Source organism: Pseudomonas sp. SED1, from assembly GCF_034044025.1.
Lineage (GTDB): Bacteria > Pseudomonadota > Gammaproteobacteria > Pseudomonadales > Pseudomonadaceae > Aquipseudomonas.
The window spans coordinates 1-14,280 of the sequence record NZ_JAXCIS010000087.1 but is presented as its reverse complement, the minus strand read 5'-3'; the positions used below and the strand labels follow the sequence as shown (position 1 = coordinate 14,280).

Sequence of the window (14,280 nt, the reverse complement as noted above, 5' to 3'; positions counted from 1 at the left end):
GAGCTCCCTCACTACAGCAAGCTCCCTCACTACAGAGCCTTCCTTGTCCACATTAAGTGTTTTACACAGGTTGATGTTTCAGCGCTCGAACGCGTAAGACCGCTCCACCTTGCACACCCGCGTATGGCACGCCGAGTACCAGGTGGAGCGCCCCTGTTCGCGCACCTCGGTGTGTTCGGCGTGCTGCTTCCAGGACAGAATCGCGGCTTCGCTGTTCCAGTAGGACACGGTGATGCCCAGGCCATCTTCACCGCGTGCCGATTCCACGCCGAGAAAACCAGGTTGTTGCCGGGCCAGTTCCAGCATGCGGTCGGCGGCTTGTCCGTAGCCGTTGTCGCCTTCAGTGCGCAGGGAACTGAAGATCACCGCGTAGTACGGCGGCTTGGGCGTGTTGGCGATCATACGCAGGCCTTCAGCAGCGCAACTGCCAGCGGCGGGGTGATGCCTTTGAGGGCCGCACGTTCCGGCTGGAACAGGGTGGCGACGAAAAACGGATGGTCCAGCAGCTCCACCGCTCGCAGGTCGCCCGCCGAGTCATGGCCGCTGGCAATCAGGTCAGCCTCCAGTAGCGCGCTTTCGAATTCAGGGTTGATGCCATAGCGGCAACGGTAGCCTTCATGGATATCGAGGGTGGCGTAGGCCTCGGCGATGCGGGTATAGGCCATCAAGCGGATGGTGTCAGTCGCTTCCACCAGCGCACAGGTCAGTGGCGTAAGCACTGCGCGCGGCGAGTCGGGGGCCAATTCGCCGTGTTCTGCGTCGGCCCAGCCCATCACGTTGCGGGCATATTCCAGCACCGCGTGTTGAAAACCGCCGCAGGTGCCGAGGAAAGGCCGCCGCTGTTCGCGGGCATAACGGATGGCCAGCAGGGCGCCGTCGAGGTCACGGTAAGGGCTGGCGGGGACGCACCAGAAACCATCGTAGTGCTGCAATTGTTCGGTGGATTTGATCGTGTCGGTGGCCAGCCAATCGAACCGCACCGTCAGGCCCAACGCCGCGCCGGCCTGTTGCAGCGCCAATGGAATGGCCTGGTGGGCGGTGACTTGTGCATCGTAGTCGCCGATCAGGGCCAGGTGCAGGGTGGTTTTATTCATCGAGGGTATCCGTGGCTTGTTGAGTCCTGGCGCTCACTATAGATTGGCGTCCACGCAATCAATATTGGCGTTGGCCCACATGTTCAATGCAGCGACGCACTATCAGATCGATTACTCCGACCTTTCCCTGATCCTCGCGTTGGTGCGAGGCGGCACGCTTGCCCGTGCAGCGGGGTTGCTGCGGGTGGATGTGTCGACGGTGTTTCGCGCGGTGCGGCGGCTGGAGGCGGCGCTGGGCCAGACACTGTTCGAAAAGAGCCGCGCCGGCTACCTGCCCACCACCTTGGCCACCACCCTCGCCGAACAAGCTGAACGTGCCGAACAGGCGCTGGAAGCTGCACGAGTTGGGGTCGAGCAGGGCGGTGAAGTGATCAGCGGCACGGTGCGCCTGACGTGCACGGATTCGGTGTTGCAGTCACTGTTGCTGCCGGCCCTGGCGCACTTCATGCCCGGCTACCCGGCGCTGACCCTGGAGCTGAGCACCTCCAATGACTTTGCCAACCTCAGCCGCCGCGATGCGGATATCGCCTTGCGCCTGACCAAGGCTCCGCCCGAACATCTGGTAGGACGTTGCCTGGGCACGGTGTCGTATCGGGTGTGTGCCAGCGCCGACTATGCCCGCCAGTATGCAGGCAAGGAGCTGGCTGCCCTGAACTGGATCGCGCCGGATGACTTCCTGCCGGATCATCCCACCGTCACCTGGCGGCGCCAGCATTTGCCTGGAGTGATGCCGGCCTACCGCTGCAACAGCATGGTCTCAGTGACCGAACTGGTGCGCGCCGGGCTCGGCGTGGCTGCGTTGCCGGATTACTTGCTGGGCGCAGGCCTGCAACCGTTGAGCCCGCCGCTGGTGGGGCACGACACAGCCCTGTGGCTGCTCACGCGCCCTGATTGCCGGGCGTTGCGCTCGGTGGTGACGTTATTTGATCAGCTGGGCCAGCATGTGCGCTTGCCCCATTAAGTCTTGCGCACGAAGTGCTCGTGCATCTCGGTGGTCAACCCTTCGATGCGTTCGGTCAGTTGCTTGGTCATCTCGGTGAGCTTGGTGTTCTGTTCCAGCAGTTCCATCAATTGCTTGGTGGTCTGCGCCGCCTGGGCCTGGCGTTCGGTGTTGGCCACGGCCAGGGCTTCGCGGTGCTGGGCGTCGGCGTCGGACTGGGCCTTGTCCCGTGCGGCCTGGCGGGTTTGGGCCAGCAGAATCAAAGGCGCGGCATAGGCTGATTGCAGGCTGAACGCCAGGTTCAAGAGAATGAACGGATACACGTCAAAGTGCGTGATACCGGTCACGTTGAGCACGACCCACAAAATCACGATTGCCGTTTGCGCCCCCAGGAACGTCGGCGTGCCAAAGAAGCGCGCGAAGGCTTCGGCTTTCAGCGCAAAAGTGTCGCTGCCAAAGGTCGGCGCGAGATGGGCGTGTTTACGGTGAAAACGCAGATGGTCAACGTTGGCTTCAGGTTTATCCGGGGTCATGGCGGGCTCGAATCCGTGGCGTAAGACAAGCCACCACTATAGACCGAGCCCTTGACCGGGCACATGAAGAAGCCTGTCGCTTACCGGTTGCCCCGTTCATTGGCAAACGCACTCACAGCCTGCACCGCCTCGCTGGCGCCTTCGCGAATCTGCAGGATCACCGTGCCGGCCTGGTTGGCCAGCTCTACGCCCTGGGCGGCGCGGTCGCGGGTGCCGTCCATGCTGTCGATGGCCTGGCGGGTTTCGGTCTGGATCATCTCGATCATCGACGAGATCTCCGCCGTTGAACCGCTGGTGCGCGCCGCCAACTGCCGGACCTCATCGGCCACCACCGCAAAGCCGCGCCCTTGTTCGCCGGCGCGTGCTGCTTCGATGGCAGCGTTCAAGGCCAGCAGGTTGGTCTGGTCGGCAATCCCGCGAATGGTGTTGACGATGGCGGTGATCTGCTGCGAACGCTCGCCCAGCTTGGCGATCAGCGCGGAAGAACCGTCGATGTTGGCGGCAATCTCACGCATGCCCGTGGCGGTCTGCTGGATCACCTCGGCGCCTTTTTCGGCGATGTCCCGGGTTTGCAGCGAGATGTGATAAGCCTGGGTCGCGCTTTGCGCATCGGCGGCGTGTTTCTCCACCATGGCCGTGACGTCGGAGGCGTACTTCACCACCTTGCACAGGCGTCCGCTGGCGTCGTACACCGGGTTGTAGTTGGCTTCCAGCCACAGGACCTGGCCGTTTTTGTCGATGCGCTCGAACTGGCCGTTGAACAGCTCACCCTGGTTCAGCCGTCGCCAGAAATCACTGTAGGCGCTGCTGTTGGCCAGCTCGGGTTTGCAGAACATGCGGTGATGTTTGCCCTGGACTTGAGCCAGGGTATAGCCCATGCGATGCAGGAAATTCTGGTTGGCGCTGATGATGGTGCCGTCGAGGTTGAATTCGATCACCGCCATGGCGCGGTCGATGGCCTGCAACTTGGCGTTGGCTTCGCTCTCGGCCTGCATTTTCGGGGTGACGTCCATGGCGTACTTCACCACTTTCACCACGCTGCCGGACTCGTCACGCACCGGGTTGTAGCTGGCCTCCAGCCAGATCGGCTGGCCGCTGCTGGTGATTCGTTCAAAGGTGCCGGACTGGAACTGGCCGTTGCGCAGTTGCGTCCACAGCTGGCCGTATTCGGCGCTGCGGGCAAAGGCCGGGGTACAGAGCAGGCGGTGGGACTGGCCCACGACTTGATCGGCGTTGTAACCCATGGCCTTGAGAAAGTTCTCGTTGGCCCGCAGGACAGTGCCTTGCAGATCGAATTCGATCACCGCCATGGAGCGGTCGATGGCTTCGAGAAGGCTGGCTTGCTGGGCAAGGGTGGCTTGCAAGGTACTGATGGTTTTTTTATGGGCGTTGAATAGCATGGTCGTGTGCTCGGGGGAAGCAAGCGTCAGGGGTATCCATGGGGGCGCCTGCCACCGTATGGCTTAAGCCTACGGCAAACGTGCTCATTGCCAGCTTCCTTGTGCTGACAGAGGGGTGGAACAGCGGGTTCTGAGTCGTTATGGGGGCAAGAAGTTCTATAGTCGCCGACCAATGGCGGCATTATGCTATCGCTTGGTGATGGTCGCGTTTAATTCAGACGAGGTGCAGTCGGCGGGATTCAGGCGCTATGGGCGACCACATAGTCGCTGACATTCACCCGGTTGCGGCCTGTGTCCTTGGCGGCATACAGCGCGCGGTCCGCCGCGTTGAGCCACATGGCCGCGTCGGTGAAGGCCGGTTGGAACGAAGCCAGGCCGATGCTCAGGCTGACCCGCAGCTCGGGGATTTCCGGATGACGGTAGTTGCTGAACACTTCGCGCATGCGCTCCATGACTTGCGCCGCTTGCTCCAGAGGCATGTCCGGAAGAATCACACAGAATTCGTCACCGCCGTAACGCCCGGCCAGGTCGTTTTCCCGCAGGTTGCGACGCAGTTCCAGGCTCAGTTGGCGCAGGACCTGGTCACCGATGATGTGCCCGTAGCTGTCGTTGATTTGCTTGAAGTGGTCGATATCGATCAGCGCGATGGTGGCGTGGGCATTTTGTTGCTGGCACTTGTGAAACTTCAGGTGCAGCAGGTCTTTCCACGAGCCGTGATTGAGCAGGCCGGTAAGGCTGTCGGTGCGACTCAGGGCGCTCAGGGCACGTTTGTGTTCCGACAGTTTGATTGCCAGGCGGTAGCAGACCATGCCCAGGGCCATGGGATACAACGTCAGCATCGGCAGGCAAGCGTAGACCTGGACCAGGCTGACGTTGGGATTGAACCTGATTCCGAATAACAGCCATGCCACGCCGATGCCCGCCAGTTGCGCCACGATGCCGTGGAGAAACAGGCGTTTGCCGCCGGCGGCGACGTTGTTCATGGCCATCATCGACAGGATGGTCACGGCGGTAAGGGGCGTGAACTGCGTGGTGGCAGCCCAAAACCCGCCGAGCAGCGAGTCGTAGAGCAGGTTTCGTCGCTCAGCCTTGTAGGGGAAGTCGGAACGGGTCGAGAGTTGGTACGCCAGGTGCGCCCAGCCAAATCCATTGAACAGCAGCAACGCCCAGACCCAACCTGGCATTTGCAGTGGGTAAAGCGCAGCGATGACGCTGATGCAGCCGATGCCCAAGCCGATGATCCTTGGCTTGTAGATACGTCTGGCAAATGACAGCCCTTTGCCTCGTTGGTTTTCCATAAATTCCTGGGTCGATTCTTTTTTTCGCAGGTACAACGGCACACGTGATCGGGAAAACCACTGGTCGGATAATCCGTGTGAATATTGTCAGTTATTCCCGTGGGAATAATCAGTGTCCTTCCAGGCCATTTGCAAAGGACACACGCCGAATCAGCAAAAAACGACCCTGGATGTCGTTCCTGCAACAGATCAGTGCTGCGGCACGACCTCGTAGCCCGCCAGGAACAGGTCGATGGCCGACTCGATGACGTCCGCTTGAGCGGCGGCGTCCAGGGTCGGCTGGCCCAGGGTGATCTGTGGCCAGAAGGCGAAAGCCTTGAGCAGGCTTTGCACCTGGTGGGCGGCGAAGCATGGGTCGGTGCAGCTCAACCGGCCATCTTCCTGGGCGGCGCGCACCCATTGGGTGAACCCTTCTTCGCGCTTGCTCAGGCGGTTGACCATGTCCTGGGCGCGTTCCGGCGAGTGGATGGTGGCGGCAATCGCCACACGGGCCAGATCGAGGAAGTTGGCGTCCGACATCATCGTCATCTTGGCTTGCAGCAACCCGCGCAATTGCTCGCGCAACGGGCGGTCGCTGGCGTAGCTGACGTCCAGTTGCGCAACGCTGCTGGCCCACAGTTGATGCAGGATCTCGGCGAACAGTTCTTCCTTGCTGGGGAAGTGGTTGTACACCGTGCGCTTGGAAACGCCCGCAGTGGCGGCGATCTTGTCCATGCTGGTGACCTCGAAACCGTTGTCCCGAAACTCGGCGATGGCGGCTGCCACGATGGCTTCGCGTTTACGGTCGGTGAGGCGCTGAGGTGCAGTCATGGGGGATTTCGGCTCTGAAAGGAAAATTACACTCGGTAGTTTACTTGCTACCGGTTTTGTTGCAATCTAGAAACTACACTGTGCAGTGTAACTTTTAGAGCAGTCTGCAGGAGTTCCTCGGTAATGGCCACGATCTCAACCCGTCTCGACAGTTCTTCTTCAGCGCCCAAGTCTTCCGAACAGCAGCAAGGTCACTTCACCAATCAGAAGCCCATCCAGCATGGCGGCTTGGGCAAGACCTTGGGCATCATGTGGAAGATGCTCTTCCAGAAGCCCCGCAGCACGCGGCCGGTGGGTGAGATCCCGGTGCAACCGCTGACCCGTGAGCAACTGTTTGCCGCCCCCGACCACAGCGTGTTCCGCCTTGGGCACTCCACGGTGCTGCTGAAAATGCGTGGCAAGTTCTGGCTGACCGACCCGGTGTTCGCCGAGCGCGCATCGCCGTTCAGTTGGGCCGGTCCCAAGCGCTTCCATCAGCCGCCAATCAGCCTGGAAGACCTGCCTCCGATCGAGGCGGTGATCCTGTCCCACAACCACTACGACCACCTGGACCACAAGGCGGTGGTGCAACTGGCGGACAAGACCCGCTATTTCCTCGCGCCGCTGGGCGTGGGCGATACACTGGTCAAGTGGGGTGTAGACCCCAGCAAGGTGCGGCAGCTGGATTGGTGGCAGGGCACTGAAGTTGACGGGATTCGTTTTGTTTCCACGCCGGCCCAGCACTTTTCCGGGCGTGGCCTGTTCGACGGTAACCAGACACTTTGGTGCTCGTGGGTGATGATCGACGGCCCGCGGCGGATCTTCTTCAGCGGCGATACTGGCTATTTCGAGGGCTTCAAGCGCATCGGCGAGCAGTACGGACCCTTTGATCTGACCCTCATGGAAACCGGTGCTTACAACGTCGACTGGCCCCACGTTCACATGCAACCGGAAGAAACCCTGCAGGCGCATATCGACCTGAAGGGCCGCTGGCTGCTGCCGATCCACAACGGTACCTTCGACCTGGCGTTTCACGCATGGCACGAACCGTTCGACCGCATCATGGCGCTGGCGTGGGAGCGTAATGTGTCGATCACCACGCCGGCGATGGGGCAGGTGTTCCTGCTCAATCAACCAGAGCGCGGGCAGGCTTGGTGGCTGGAAGTCGAGCATGCGGGTAACGAGCAACACGTCGGCGGGTGATGGCTATTTAGATGCCATCCCGCCACTGAGTTGCAGGCTGTTTCCGGCCTACGGCCGTCCCGATAACAGGATGCAATCATCCCTCGAAAACCAATTTCGAGGCGTGGTCGTATATGGACGACAAGAGTAGGAAGGTGACAGTGTCGGGCTCGCTGTGTCTGTTCAAGCAGTCAGTCTCGGGGGACGGTTCTGTTCCCCCGGCTTGCGCCCCGACCGTCAGTAAGGGCGTCGTGTTTGGCACTGATACTGGCGGTGCAATCGTCGGTTCCGGCGCTCACCAGAGCGGCCTGGAGTTTGACTCCCCAAGTGGCTACGGCCCCAGGTTTGACATCCCCGGGCCCATGATGCGCACCGTGCGCGACCCCTCGTTATCACTGATCGCCCTCAGCGGCGTCGACCCTGAAGGGCCGGTGATGGTGGAGATCCCACCGGTCGCCGATTCGGGTCATCTGATAAACACACCGCCCTTGGCCGGCAGCCGCATTGGTTTTGCCAGTGAATATGTTGCAGGCGATGTTCGAGAAACGATCGAACACAGCGCGCACTTTGCTCAAGTACTGAACGTACTGCGTGCAGCCGGTGCGGAGTTGGTGCCCGTGTATGCGCGGCTGACGGACGACACGGGCCATTTCACCCTGCATCCCGGCAACGAGATTAACGATCGGGTCACGGAAAATCGGTTGGATGGGTTGGTGTCCGATGCGCAAAGTGCTGCCTTTCATCAAGCGGCCACTGCGGGTAACCCAAGGATACGTATACCCACCGGCGCTGGCCCGGATGGAGTCTTAACGTTTGCGTGGTTCTATGGCGCTTATTGGGCCGGCGATCGTCTGGCAGCGCTGGCGCAAGGCTGTCGGTTGGTATTGTCGGCACAGACATCCCGATGATGAGCAGGCTGCCCAGGCAATCAGGAAGCCTGCATTTACACCCGGCCTGCGCCAGCCCGGATTACTTCAACCCATAGCGAGCGGCAGGTTCACGGTGCGACAGGTTCGGGCCCAGGGCCAACCGCGCGTTTTCGTAGGTGTCCCAATCTGCGCTGTCCGGCAGGGACGGAATCGTCACGGCTTCGCCTTGGGCCAGGCCGGCGAGGGCTGAGTCCACCAGGTTTTCCGTAGTCATTACCATGGTTTCCGGCAGGTTGTTTACCGGCAGGCCGGCGATGTCCCAGAACTCCGTGGCAGTGGCGCCCGGCAGCACCACCTGGACCACCACGCCCTTGTCGCTCAGCTCGTGCTGCAACGATTCGCTGAAGGCCTGCACAAACGCCTTGGTGCCGCCATATACCCCGTTCAGCACTTTGGGAGCGAGGGCGACAATCGAGCCAATATTGATAATCGTGCCGCGGCCCTGGGCGACAAAGTTGGTTGCCGCCGCTTTGGCCAGGCGGGTCAGCGCCAGCACGTTAAGCAGAATCATCGCGTCCATTTTGTCGGCATCCGACTCCAGCAGCGAAGCTGTGGCGCCCACACCGGCGTTATTCACCAGCAGGCTGACACGGCTGTCGTCCTGCGCGAGCTGGGCAATACGCGCCAAGTCGGCGGGCAGATTGAGATCGGCGGCTATCACTTCAACGGCACGCTGGGTGCTAGCCTTCAAGCGTGTTGCCAACTGCTCCAGGCGTTGCTGGTTGCGGGCCACCAGAATCAGATCGTAGCCAGCGTTGGCCAAGCGGTCGGCATACACCGCGCCAATTCCTGACGAAGCACCGGTAATCAGGGCATAACCTTTGTGTTGCGACATGGCAGTTGCTCCAAATGGCCGGGGAGGGGATCGGCCTTGTTGGAACCAAGATTATGGGTGTAATGTATTGGCTGCAATGTCATATATCCCTCCTTTAGAGACATGAGGTTTGGCCATGGTGTCCGTCGGTATCGTGCTGTTTCCCGGTTTCCAGGTGCTGAGCCTGTCTACCAGCAGCGTGTTCGAGTTTGCCAACTTCGTGGTGGGACGACCGTTCTACCGCGTGGATTTGCTGTCGGAGCATGGCGGGCCGATCAAAAGCTCCATGGGCTTTGCCATTGATAGCCTGGCGTTCGGGCAGCAGGACTACGACACGATCGTGGTGCTGGGGGATAACGAATTACTCGAGCCCACACCCGGCATGGTGGCGTATCTACAGGCGTCGTTGACGGCGTCGCGCCGGGTTACGTCGGCCTGCACCGGTTCTTTTCACCTGGCAGCGGCCGGGCTGTTGGAAGGGCGCAAGGCAACCACCCACTGGTACCACGCCATGACGTTTCGCCAGCGCTACCCCGACGTAAAGCTGGAAGAAGACCGGATCTTCACCGTCGATGGCCCGCTCTGGACATCCGCCGGGATGACCGCCTGCATCGATCTGGCCCTGGCCTTGGTAGAGCAGGACCTGGGGGTGGAAGTGGCCCGCGACGTGGCGAAAAAACTGGTGGTCTATCACCGCCGTGCCGGTGGCCAGTCGCAGTTCTCGGCGTTGCTGGAACTGGACCCAAAGTCCGACCGCGTACAAACCGCCCTGGCCTGGGCCAAAGGGCACTTGCGCGAGGACCTTTCCGTAGAGCAACTAGCCGAAGCGGCACACCTCAGCCCGCGCCAATTCAGCCGACTGTTCCGCGCCGAAACCGGCCAATCCCCAGCCAAGGCGGTGGAACACCTGCGCATTGAAGCCGCGCGCTTGATGCTCGAATCCGGCAGCCACTCCATCGACGTCGTCGCCCGGGAGACAGGCTTCGGTGACCCGGAGCGCATGCGTCGAGCCTTCCTGCGAGCGTTTGGCCAGCCGCCCCAAATGATCCGTCGGGCGTTGCAGTTGCAGGCGTGAGTTGATGGCCTTGCGCGCTAAGCACCATTGGGCTGAGGTGTTGTTGGGTCAATGGATGCCGCTGTTGAATCCAGAAACCGGGAGATGATCCCTTTGGTGGCAGGTTGTGCCGAAGCGCTGGCGCGGCCCCGCACACTCATCCCCCAACCCGGCGCATACCCCGGGAAAAACACCAACCCTTCAGCCTCCAGACGAAACGCCACACTCAGGCGGACTTCATCGTCCACATCGCCATGGCTTTCAAAACGTTGAAGGGCGTCCACTTCCACATCCGCTTCACGGGCCAGGTCTTCCCGGCTCCAGCCGAGCATCAGGCGGGCCTGGACGCTGTGCCGTGAGGTGAATTGATGAAGGACGATCTGCTGTTCTACGGTGCTGCTCATTGCCAGAGAGGACATGGGCTTTCTCCAGGTTCGACGGGGGAGGGCAAACTATACTGTGTTTTTGTACAGTTGTTTATACCGCTCATCAACTGGATTTTTTCGATAGGGTCGCCGCTGCTCTATTTCGCCCCTTCCAGGTAAGTGCTCGGCGACTGACCAAGCACTCGCCGGAACGTGCTGGAAAATGCCGCCGGGTTTTTGTAGCCCAAGTCCAGGGCTAGCCCCGTTGAGCGTGCCGGTCGCGCTGGCCGGTACGTTTACCTACATGCTCATGGCAGGATTCGCCAAGGTGGAATTGGGTGCGTGGTTTGTCGGCTATATCGACTTGCTGGCGTTTGCCATCCTCACCGTGGGTTCGCTGCTGGGTATTCGCCTGGCGGCACCGTGGATCGGCCGCATCCCGGATGCACTGCATGCGCGGGTGTATATCGGGTTGTTGGGCGTGGTGATGGTGAGCATGCTGGTCTGACGCAAGTGGATTTTGCGGCCTTTCAGTCGCGGGCTAGGGTTACTTCTCTGTTCAAAAGAAAGTGATGGGGGAATGTGATGTCCATTTGCGAAAGCGATTGGAAGAAGTTAAAAGTCCTCAGGGCATTGGCGCTTGAACGCTTTTACCTAGGCGTACTGGCTGATGCAAAGACCATCAGCGAGCGCGAAACGCTGTCTGCCGAGGCTCGGTACAGGACGCTGTATCGCCTCACCCGGGATCGCGATAACGATGTCGTCCGCACATTTAATCTCTACAGTCGTTCGAGAGCCTGGGAGAGCCTTGCACAAATGATCAGCCTTGATTTATTGAGTGATTCAGAGTTGTCGGTATTAAGCGAAGAGACATTGAGTGCTATCAGCTACGCGGTCAGGCAGCGTTATGAAATCGAGTGGGTTGCTGAACACGTATCAGACGACCGAGAATCTTGTCTTTAACTTCAGTAAAAATGTTCAGGAAATACCTTGATGCTAAGTTTTAATTGTACTCAGGCGGCTGCCGATTTCTTTAGCCGGGTTCACAAAGGCAAAAAAATTTCCCCGGTTCAAAAAATGTCGCCAGAGGAGAGGCAGGGCGATGACCTGTACGCCGACCCTCATGAGTGGCTGGTCCATGCCGCGACGGTGCAACGTAAACATGTGCTGTTGGCGATACATCTGAAAACCCGCTATTGCATGCTGTTTTTTGATATGAAAAAGGCCGACGCCGATAGCTTTGTGTACACCTTTATTAATCGCTGGATGAGTGGTGTTGTGGATCTTGCCTTAAAGTCTGATGTTTTGGATTTGGTTGATCCGTCGGTGCCTGGGCAGCAATTCGTCAGCTTGGTCGAATCGTACTGCCTGCAGCAGCGGGGTGATCGGAGTGCGCAGACTCAAATCAACGAAATATTACGGAGTTTTGAGATGGACGCAGAAGGCGTGGATCTTGCCGCAGCTTCTTGGAGCGCTCTGCGTTACGACGCTCGAATCAACCATACGCCTCGAAGCTTGAAAGATGTGAAGGGACTTCATTGGCCGGATGAGGAAATGCTGATTCATTGGTTGGTCACGGTAGGCGGCTTGGACCCTGCTGGCGCCGCAGTTGCCCGTGAAAAGTACCGTCTATTCAGACGAAGGGCCTGAACTGGAGTCGCATCACCGTTCTTCCAGCACAGGCGCCTCGCGAATAATCAGGTGATCCAGGTTTTCGATATTGGCACTGAACACCCCGAACGTCTGCTCGGGGTTTTTCTTGCTTGGCACCTGTTTCAGCTCCGGCGTCACCCCGTAGAAGAAGCAATACAGCGCCCGATCACTATCTAACGCGGCTTTGATCTGCTCCAGGAACGCCTTGCGCTTGCGGTAGTTCTCGATCAGTTTTTTGCTCAAGTAAACGTTGATGGAATAGGGCTTCTTGTCGAGCCAGGCCTTCTTTTCGAAGTCGATGCGAAAGCTGCTGGTGTAGTCCTTGATCTCCTTGATCTTGCCCCAGTAGATCAGGCCTTTGTTGTCTTGCAGGTATTCGACTTTCTTGAAAAACGTCCAGTAGGTCGCGGTGTGATCGCCGATCTTCAAGGGCATGCTTTTGAGCTTGTCCTTGTCGCCGATATTCGACACGTAGCATTCCACCGGGTGGGCAAAGACGCTGGTCTTGTCCGGGGTGGTGTCGCTTGAGCTGTGAGACAAGGCATTGCGGGTTGCCGGCGTTTTCGGTGGTTCTTGTGTGGTGCCGCCTTCTGTACCGATGACCGGTGTCTTGCGTTCGTACTGGCGTCGCGTCAGCACTAATTCCGACGGGAAATTTTCCTCCGGCCCATCCTCTGCTTCACCTTTTCCGGCATGGCGGCTGGCGTAACGGCAACCTTCGATATGCCGGGTACTGGGGATGTTCTTGAAGTGGGGCGTGCGCAGGTAGTTGACGTTTTTCGCGTTGAACGTGCCCAACACATTGCCCGCCGCAAACGCCGCCCGGCATTCATCGTTGGGGCACAGGAAACTGTCCTTGTCGGAATCGAAGGCGGCTGTTTCGTCGAAATTCAGGTCGCGCACGTCATAGATCGACAGCTTGTCGTCGAGACTCAGGCTGTAGGCCGTGTCGAATTTCATAGGGCTCGGGTCCGTGAGAGATTTCGCTATTAATAGCGGGATATTGCGCAAATATCAGTAGAAATTACGCACGGACCACCACACGCCGGCCACTCAGGAAACACAAGGTGCCACCCACCGCCGTCAGCCCGCTGAGTACATAGAACATCGAGGCGGGCGATGCATTGATCAGCAGGTAGCCGCAGATCACCGGGCTCAGTGCCCCGCCAAATGCCGCCAGGTTTTGTGCGCCGTAATAACTGCCGCGCAGGGCGTCCGGGGCGATGGTATCGATAAACAGGAACTCGGAGGGGTAGATGATCATCTCCCCCAAAGTGAACACAAACATCGCGACACACCACGACACCAGGCCGTCCGCCATGCTGAAGCCGATCAACCCGGCAATAAACAGCGAGGTGCCGAGCACGATCCAGTAGCGCAGTTGTTCACGCTTGAGGAAGCGGCCGATCTGGTACTGCATCAGGATCACTGTGATGGCGTTGCACGCCAGCACCGCAGAGAGAATTTTCAGCGCGTTCTCCGGCTTGTAGGCCACCAGCAGAAACTGCGACAGATACAGGGTGTAGCGCCCGTGGACAATGGTGCTCAACAGGCTGCCGCTGGTAAACAGGATCAAGGTGCGATCACTGCGCAGCGTCCTCAGGGTGCTGAGAAAACTTAAGGGTTTATTGCTGTCGTCGCGCTGGGTCGGCGGGATGCCGATCATCAGGAACAGACTGCCAAAAGCAATCGCGCTGGCGATCAGGAAGGGCGCCAGGGGCATCTGGCCGGCAATCACCACGCCGAGCATCGGGCCGGTGGCGTAGCCGACATTGGTCAGGGTGTAGCGCAGGGAAAACACCTTGGCCCGCTGGCCCACCGGCAGGTTCTCGCTGATGATCGCCTTGGAGCCGATCAGGAACAGCGCCGAAGCGGCTTCGGTGATCACCAGCGTCAGGGTGGTCAGGTACAGGTTGCTGGCAAAGGTCAGCAACAGAAAACCGATGGAGCTGGAGAGCATCGCCAGGATCAGCAGCTTGCGCTTTTCCAGACGGTCGATGATGTAACCACCGTAGAGGCCCAGCAGGGTGGCAATGAACACAGCAATGCCCATCAGCAAGCCGATGTCTTGCTGGTTGAGGCCCAGGCGGGTGCTGAGCAACAGCGCGAGCAACGGGCTGGTCATGGCGCGGCTGACGACGATGGTCACCGAGCAGATCATCAGGCGGCGGATTACCAGGGAGTACGTGGCCACGGTGGGGCGGATGTCCTTATTCTTTTTTCAAGGCG

16 protein-coding genes and 2 pseudogenes are annotated in these 14,280 nt (G+C 59.6%); 7 read left to right on the top strand and 11 right to left on the bottom strand.

What is annotated here, in order from left to right; all coding sequences use genetic code 11:
* Positions 1-78: 78 nt before the first annotated feature.
* Positions 79-402 (bottom strand): antibiotic biosynthesis monooxygenase family protein, encoded by a 324-nt coding sequence (locus tag SNL23_RS11730; RefSeq protein WP_076016629.1) that lies wholly within the window; start codon positions 400-402, stop codon positions 79-81.
* A complete protein-coding gene (locus SNL23_RS11725; protein WP_318302319.1) occupies positions 399-1,094 on the bottom strand; it encodes a CTP synthase C-terminal region-related (seleno)protein in 696 nt (231 codons plus the stop codon). The genes SNL23_RS11730 and SNL23_RS11725 overlap by 4 nt, the downstream gene beginning before the upstream one ends.
* Before the next feature lie 79 nt (positions 1,095-1,173).
* Here SNL23_RS11725 and SNL23_RS11720 point away from each other — a divergent pair, with 79 nt between their 5' ends.
* A complete protein-coding gene (locus SNL23_RS11720) occupies positions 1,174-2,055 on the top strand; it encodes a LysR family transcriptional regulator (RefSeq protein ID WP_076016627.1) in 882 nt (293 codons plus the stop codon).
* Here SNL23_RS11720 and SNL23_RS11715 read toward each other — a convergent pair.
* The 4 genes from SNL23_RS11715 to SNL23_RS11700 form a co-directional block, all read right to left on the bottom strand.
* A complete protein-coding gene (locus SNL23_RS11715) occupies positions 2,052-2,567 on the bottom strand; it encodes a DUF1003 domain-containing protein (protein WP_167663748.1) in 516 nt (171 codons plus the stop codon). The two genes, SNL23_RS11720 and SNL23_RS11715, sit on opposite strands and share 4 nt — an antisense overlap.
* Before the next feature lie 80 nt (positions 2,568-2,647).
* Complete coding sequence (locus SNL23_RS11710; RefSeq protein WP_318302318.1) at positions 2,648-3,967, bottom strand: methyl-accepting chemotaxis protein; 1,320 nt, start codon at positions 3,965-3,967, stop codon at positions 2,648-2,650.
* Positions 3,968-4,206: 239 nt separating this feature from the next.
* Entirely contained in the window at positions 4,207-5,265 is a 1,059-nt protein-coding gene (locus SNL23_RS11705) for a diguanylate cyclase (protein WP_318302317.1), read from the bottom strand.
* A gap of 189 nt (positions 5,266-5,454) precedes the next feature.
* Complete coding sequence (locus tag SNL23_RS11700) at positions 5,455-6,075, bottom strand: TetR/AcrR family transcriptional regulator (protein ID WP_318302316.1); 621 nt, start codon at positions 6,073-6,075, stop codon at positions 5,455-5,457.
* 123 nt (positions 6,076-6,198) lie between these two features.
* Between SNL23_RS11700 and SNL23_RS11695 the strand changes: the two genes are divergently transcribed.
* Together SNL23_RS11695 and SNL23_RS11690 are read left to right on the top strand one after the other, a co-directional pair.
* The gene (locus SNL23_RS11695; RefSeq protein WP_318302315.1) at positions 6,199-7,257 is read left to right on the top strand and encodes an MBL fold metallo-hydrolase; all 1,059 of its coding nucleotides are present in this window, start codon (positions 6,199-6,201) and stop codon (positions 7,255-7,257) included.
* 113 nt (positions 7,258-7,370) lie between these two features.
* Positions 7,371-8,144, top strand: a complete 774-nt coding sequence (locus SNL23_RS11690) for a hypothetical protein (RefSeq protein ID WP_167663745.1) — start codon at positions 7,371-7,373, stop codon at positions 8,142-8,144.
* A 61-nt stretch (positions 8,145-8,205) separates the two neighbouring features.
* Here the strand turns inward: SNL23_RS11690 and SNL23_RS11685 are convergent, their stop codons facing one another.
* Entirely contained in the window at positions 8,206-9,000 is a 795-nt protein-coding gene (locus tag SNL23_RS11685; protein WP_318302314.1) for an SDR family NAD(P)-dependent oxidoreductase, read from the bottom strand.
* A gap of 115 nt (positions 9,001-9,115) precedes the next feature.
* On the opposite strand from SNL23_RS11685, the gene SNL23_RS11680 reads away from it, so the two are divergent.
* On the top strand, positions 9,116-10,054 hold the full coding sequence (locus SNL23_RS11680) for a GlxA family transcriptional regulator (protein WP_318302313.1): 939 nt from the start codon (positions 9,116-9,118) through the stop codon (positions 10,052-10,054).
* Positions 10,055-10,071: 17 nt separating this feature from the next.
* Here the strand turns inward: SNL23_RS11680 and SNL23_RS11675 are convergent, their stop codons facing one another.
* Positions 10,072-10,452 carry a helix-turn-helix domain-containing protein gene (locus SNL23_RS11675; RefSeq protein WP_318302312.1) on the bottom strand — a complete coding sequence of 127 codons (381 nt, stop codon included), beginning with the start codon at positions 10,450-10,452 and terminating at the stop codon, positions 10,072-10,074.
* A 104-nt stretch (positions 10,453-10,556) separates the two neighbouring features.
* Positions 10,557-10,664, bottom strand: a pseudogene (locus tag SNL23_RS11670) (AraC family transcriptional regulator); the annotation flags it as partial.
* On the opposite strand from SNL23_RS11670, the pseudogene SNL23_RS11665 reads away from it, so the two are divergent.
* From SNL23_RS11665 to SNL23_RS11655, 3 genes and pseudogenes are all read left to right on the top strand, one after another.
* Positions 10,661-10,906 (top strand): annotated as a pseudogene (locus SNL23_RS11665) (sulfite exporter TauE/SafE family protein); the annotation flags it as partial. The pseudogenes SNL23_RS11670 and SNL23_RS11665 sit on opposite strands and share 4 nt — an antisense overlap.
* A 77-nt stretch (positions 10,907-10,983) precedes the next feature.
* Positions 10,984-11,361, top strand: a complete 378-nt coding sequence (locus tag SNL23_RS11660) for a hypothetical protein (protein ID WP_318302311.1) — start codon at positions 10,984-10,986, stop codon at positions 11,359-11,361.
* Between the two features lie 30 nt (positions 11,362-11,391).
* Positions 11,392-12,048, top strand: coding sequence for a DUF6933 domain-containing protein (locus SNL23_RS11655; protein WP_318302310.1), 657 nt, complete (start codon positions 11,392-11,394; stop codon positions 12,046-12,048).
* A gap of 12 nt (positions 12,049-12,060) precedes the next feature.
* On the opposite strand, the gene SNL23_RS11650 is transcribed toward SNL23_RS11655, so the two are convergent.
* Both SNL23_RS11650 and SNL23_RS11645 read right to left on the bottom strand, forming a co-directional pair.
* Entirely contained in the window at positions 12,061-13,011 is a 951-nt protein-coding gene (locus SNL23_RS11650) for a hypothetical protein (RefSeq protein ID WP_318302309.1), read from the bottom strand.
* A 64-nt stretch (positions 13,012-13,075) separates the two neighbouring features.
* Complete coding sequence (locus SNL23_RS11645; protein WP_003211499.1) at positions 13,076-14,245, bottom strand: MFS transporter; 1,170 nt, start codon at positions 14,243-14,245, stop codon at positions 13,076-13,078.
* Between the last annotated feature and the right edge of the window lie 35 nt (positions 14,246-14,280).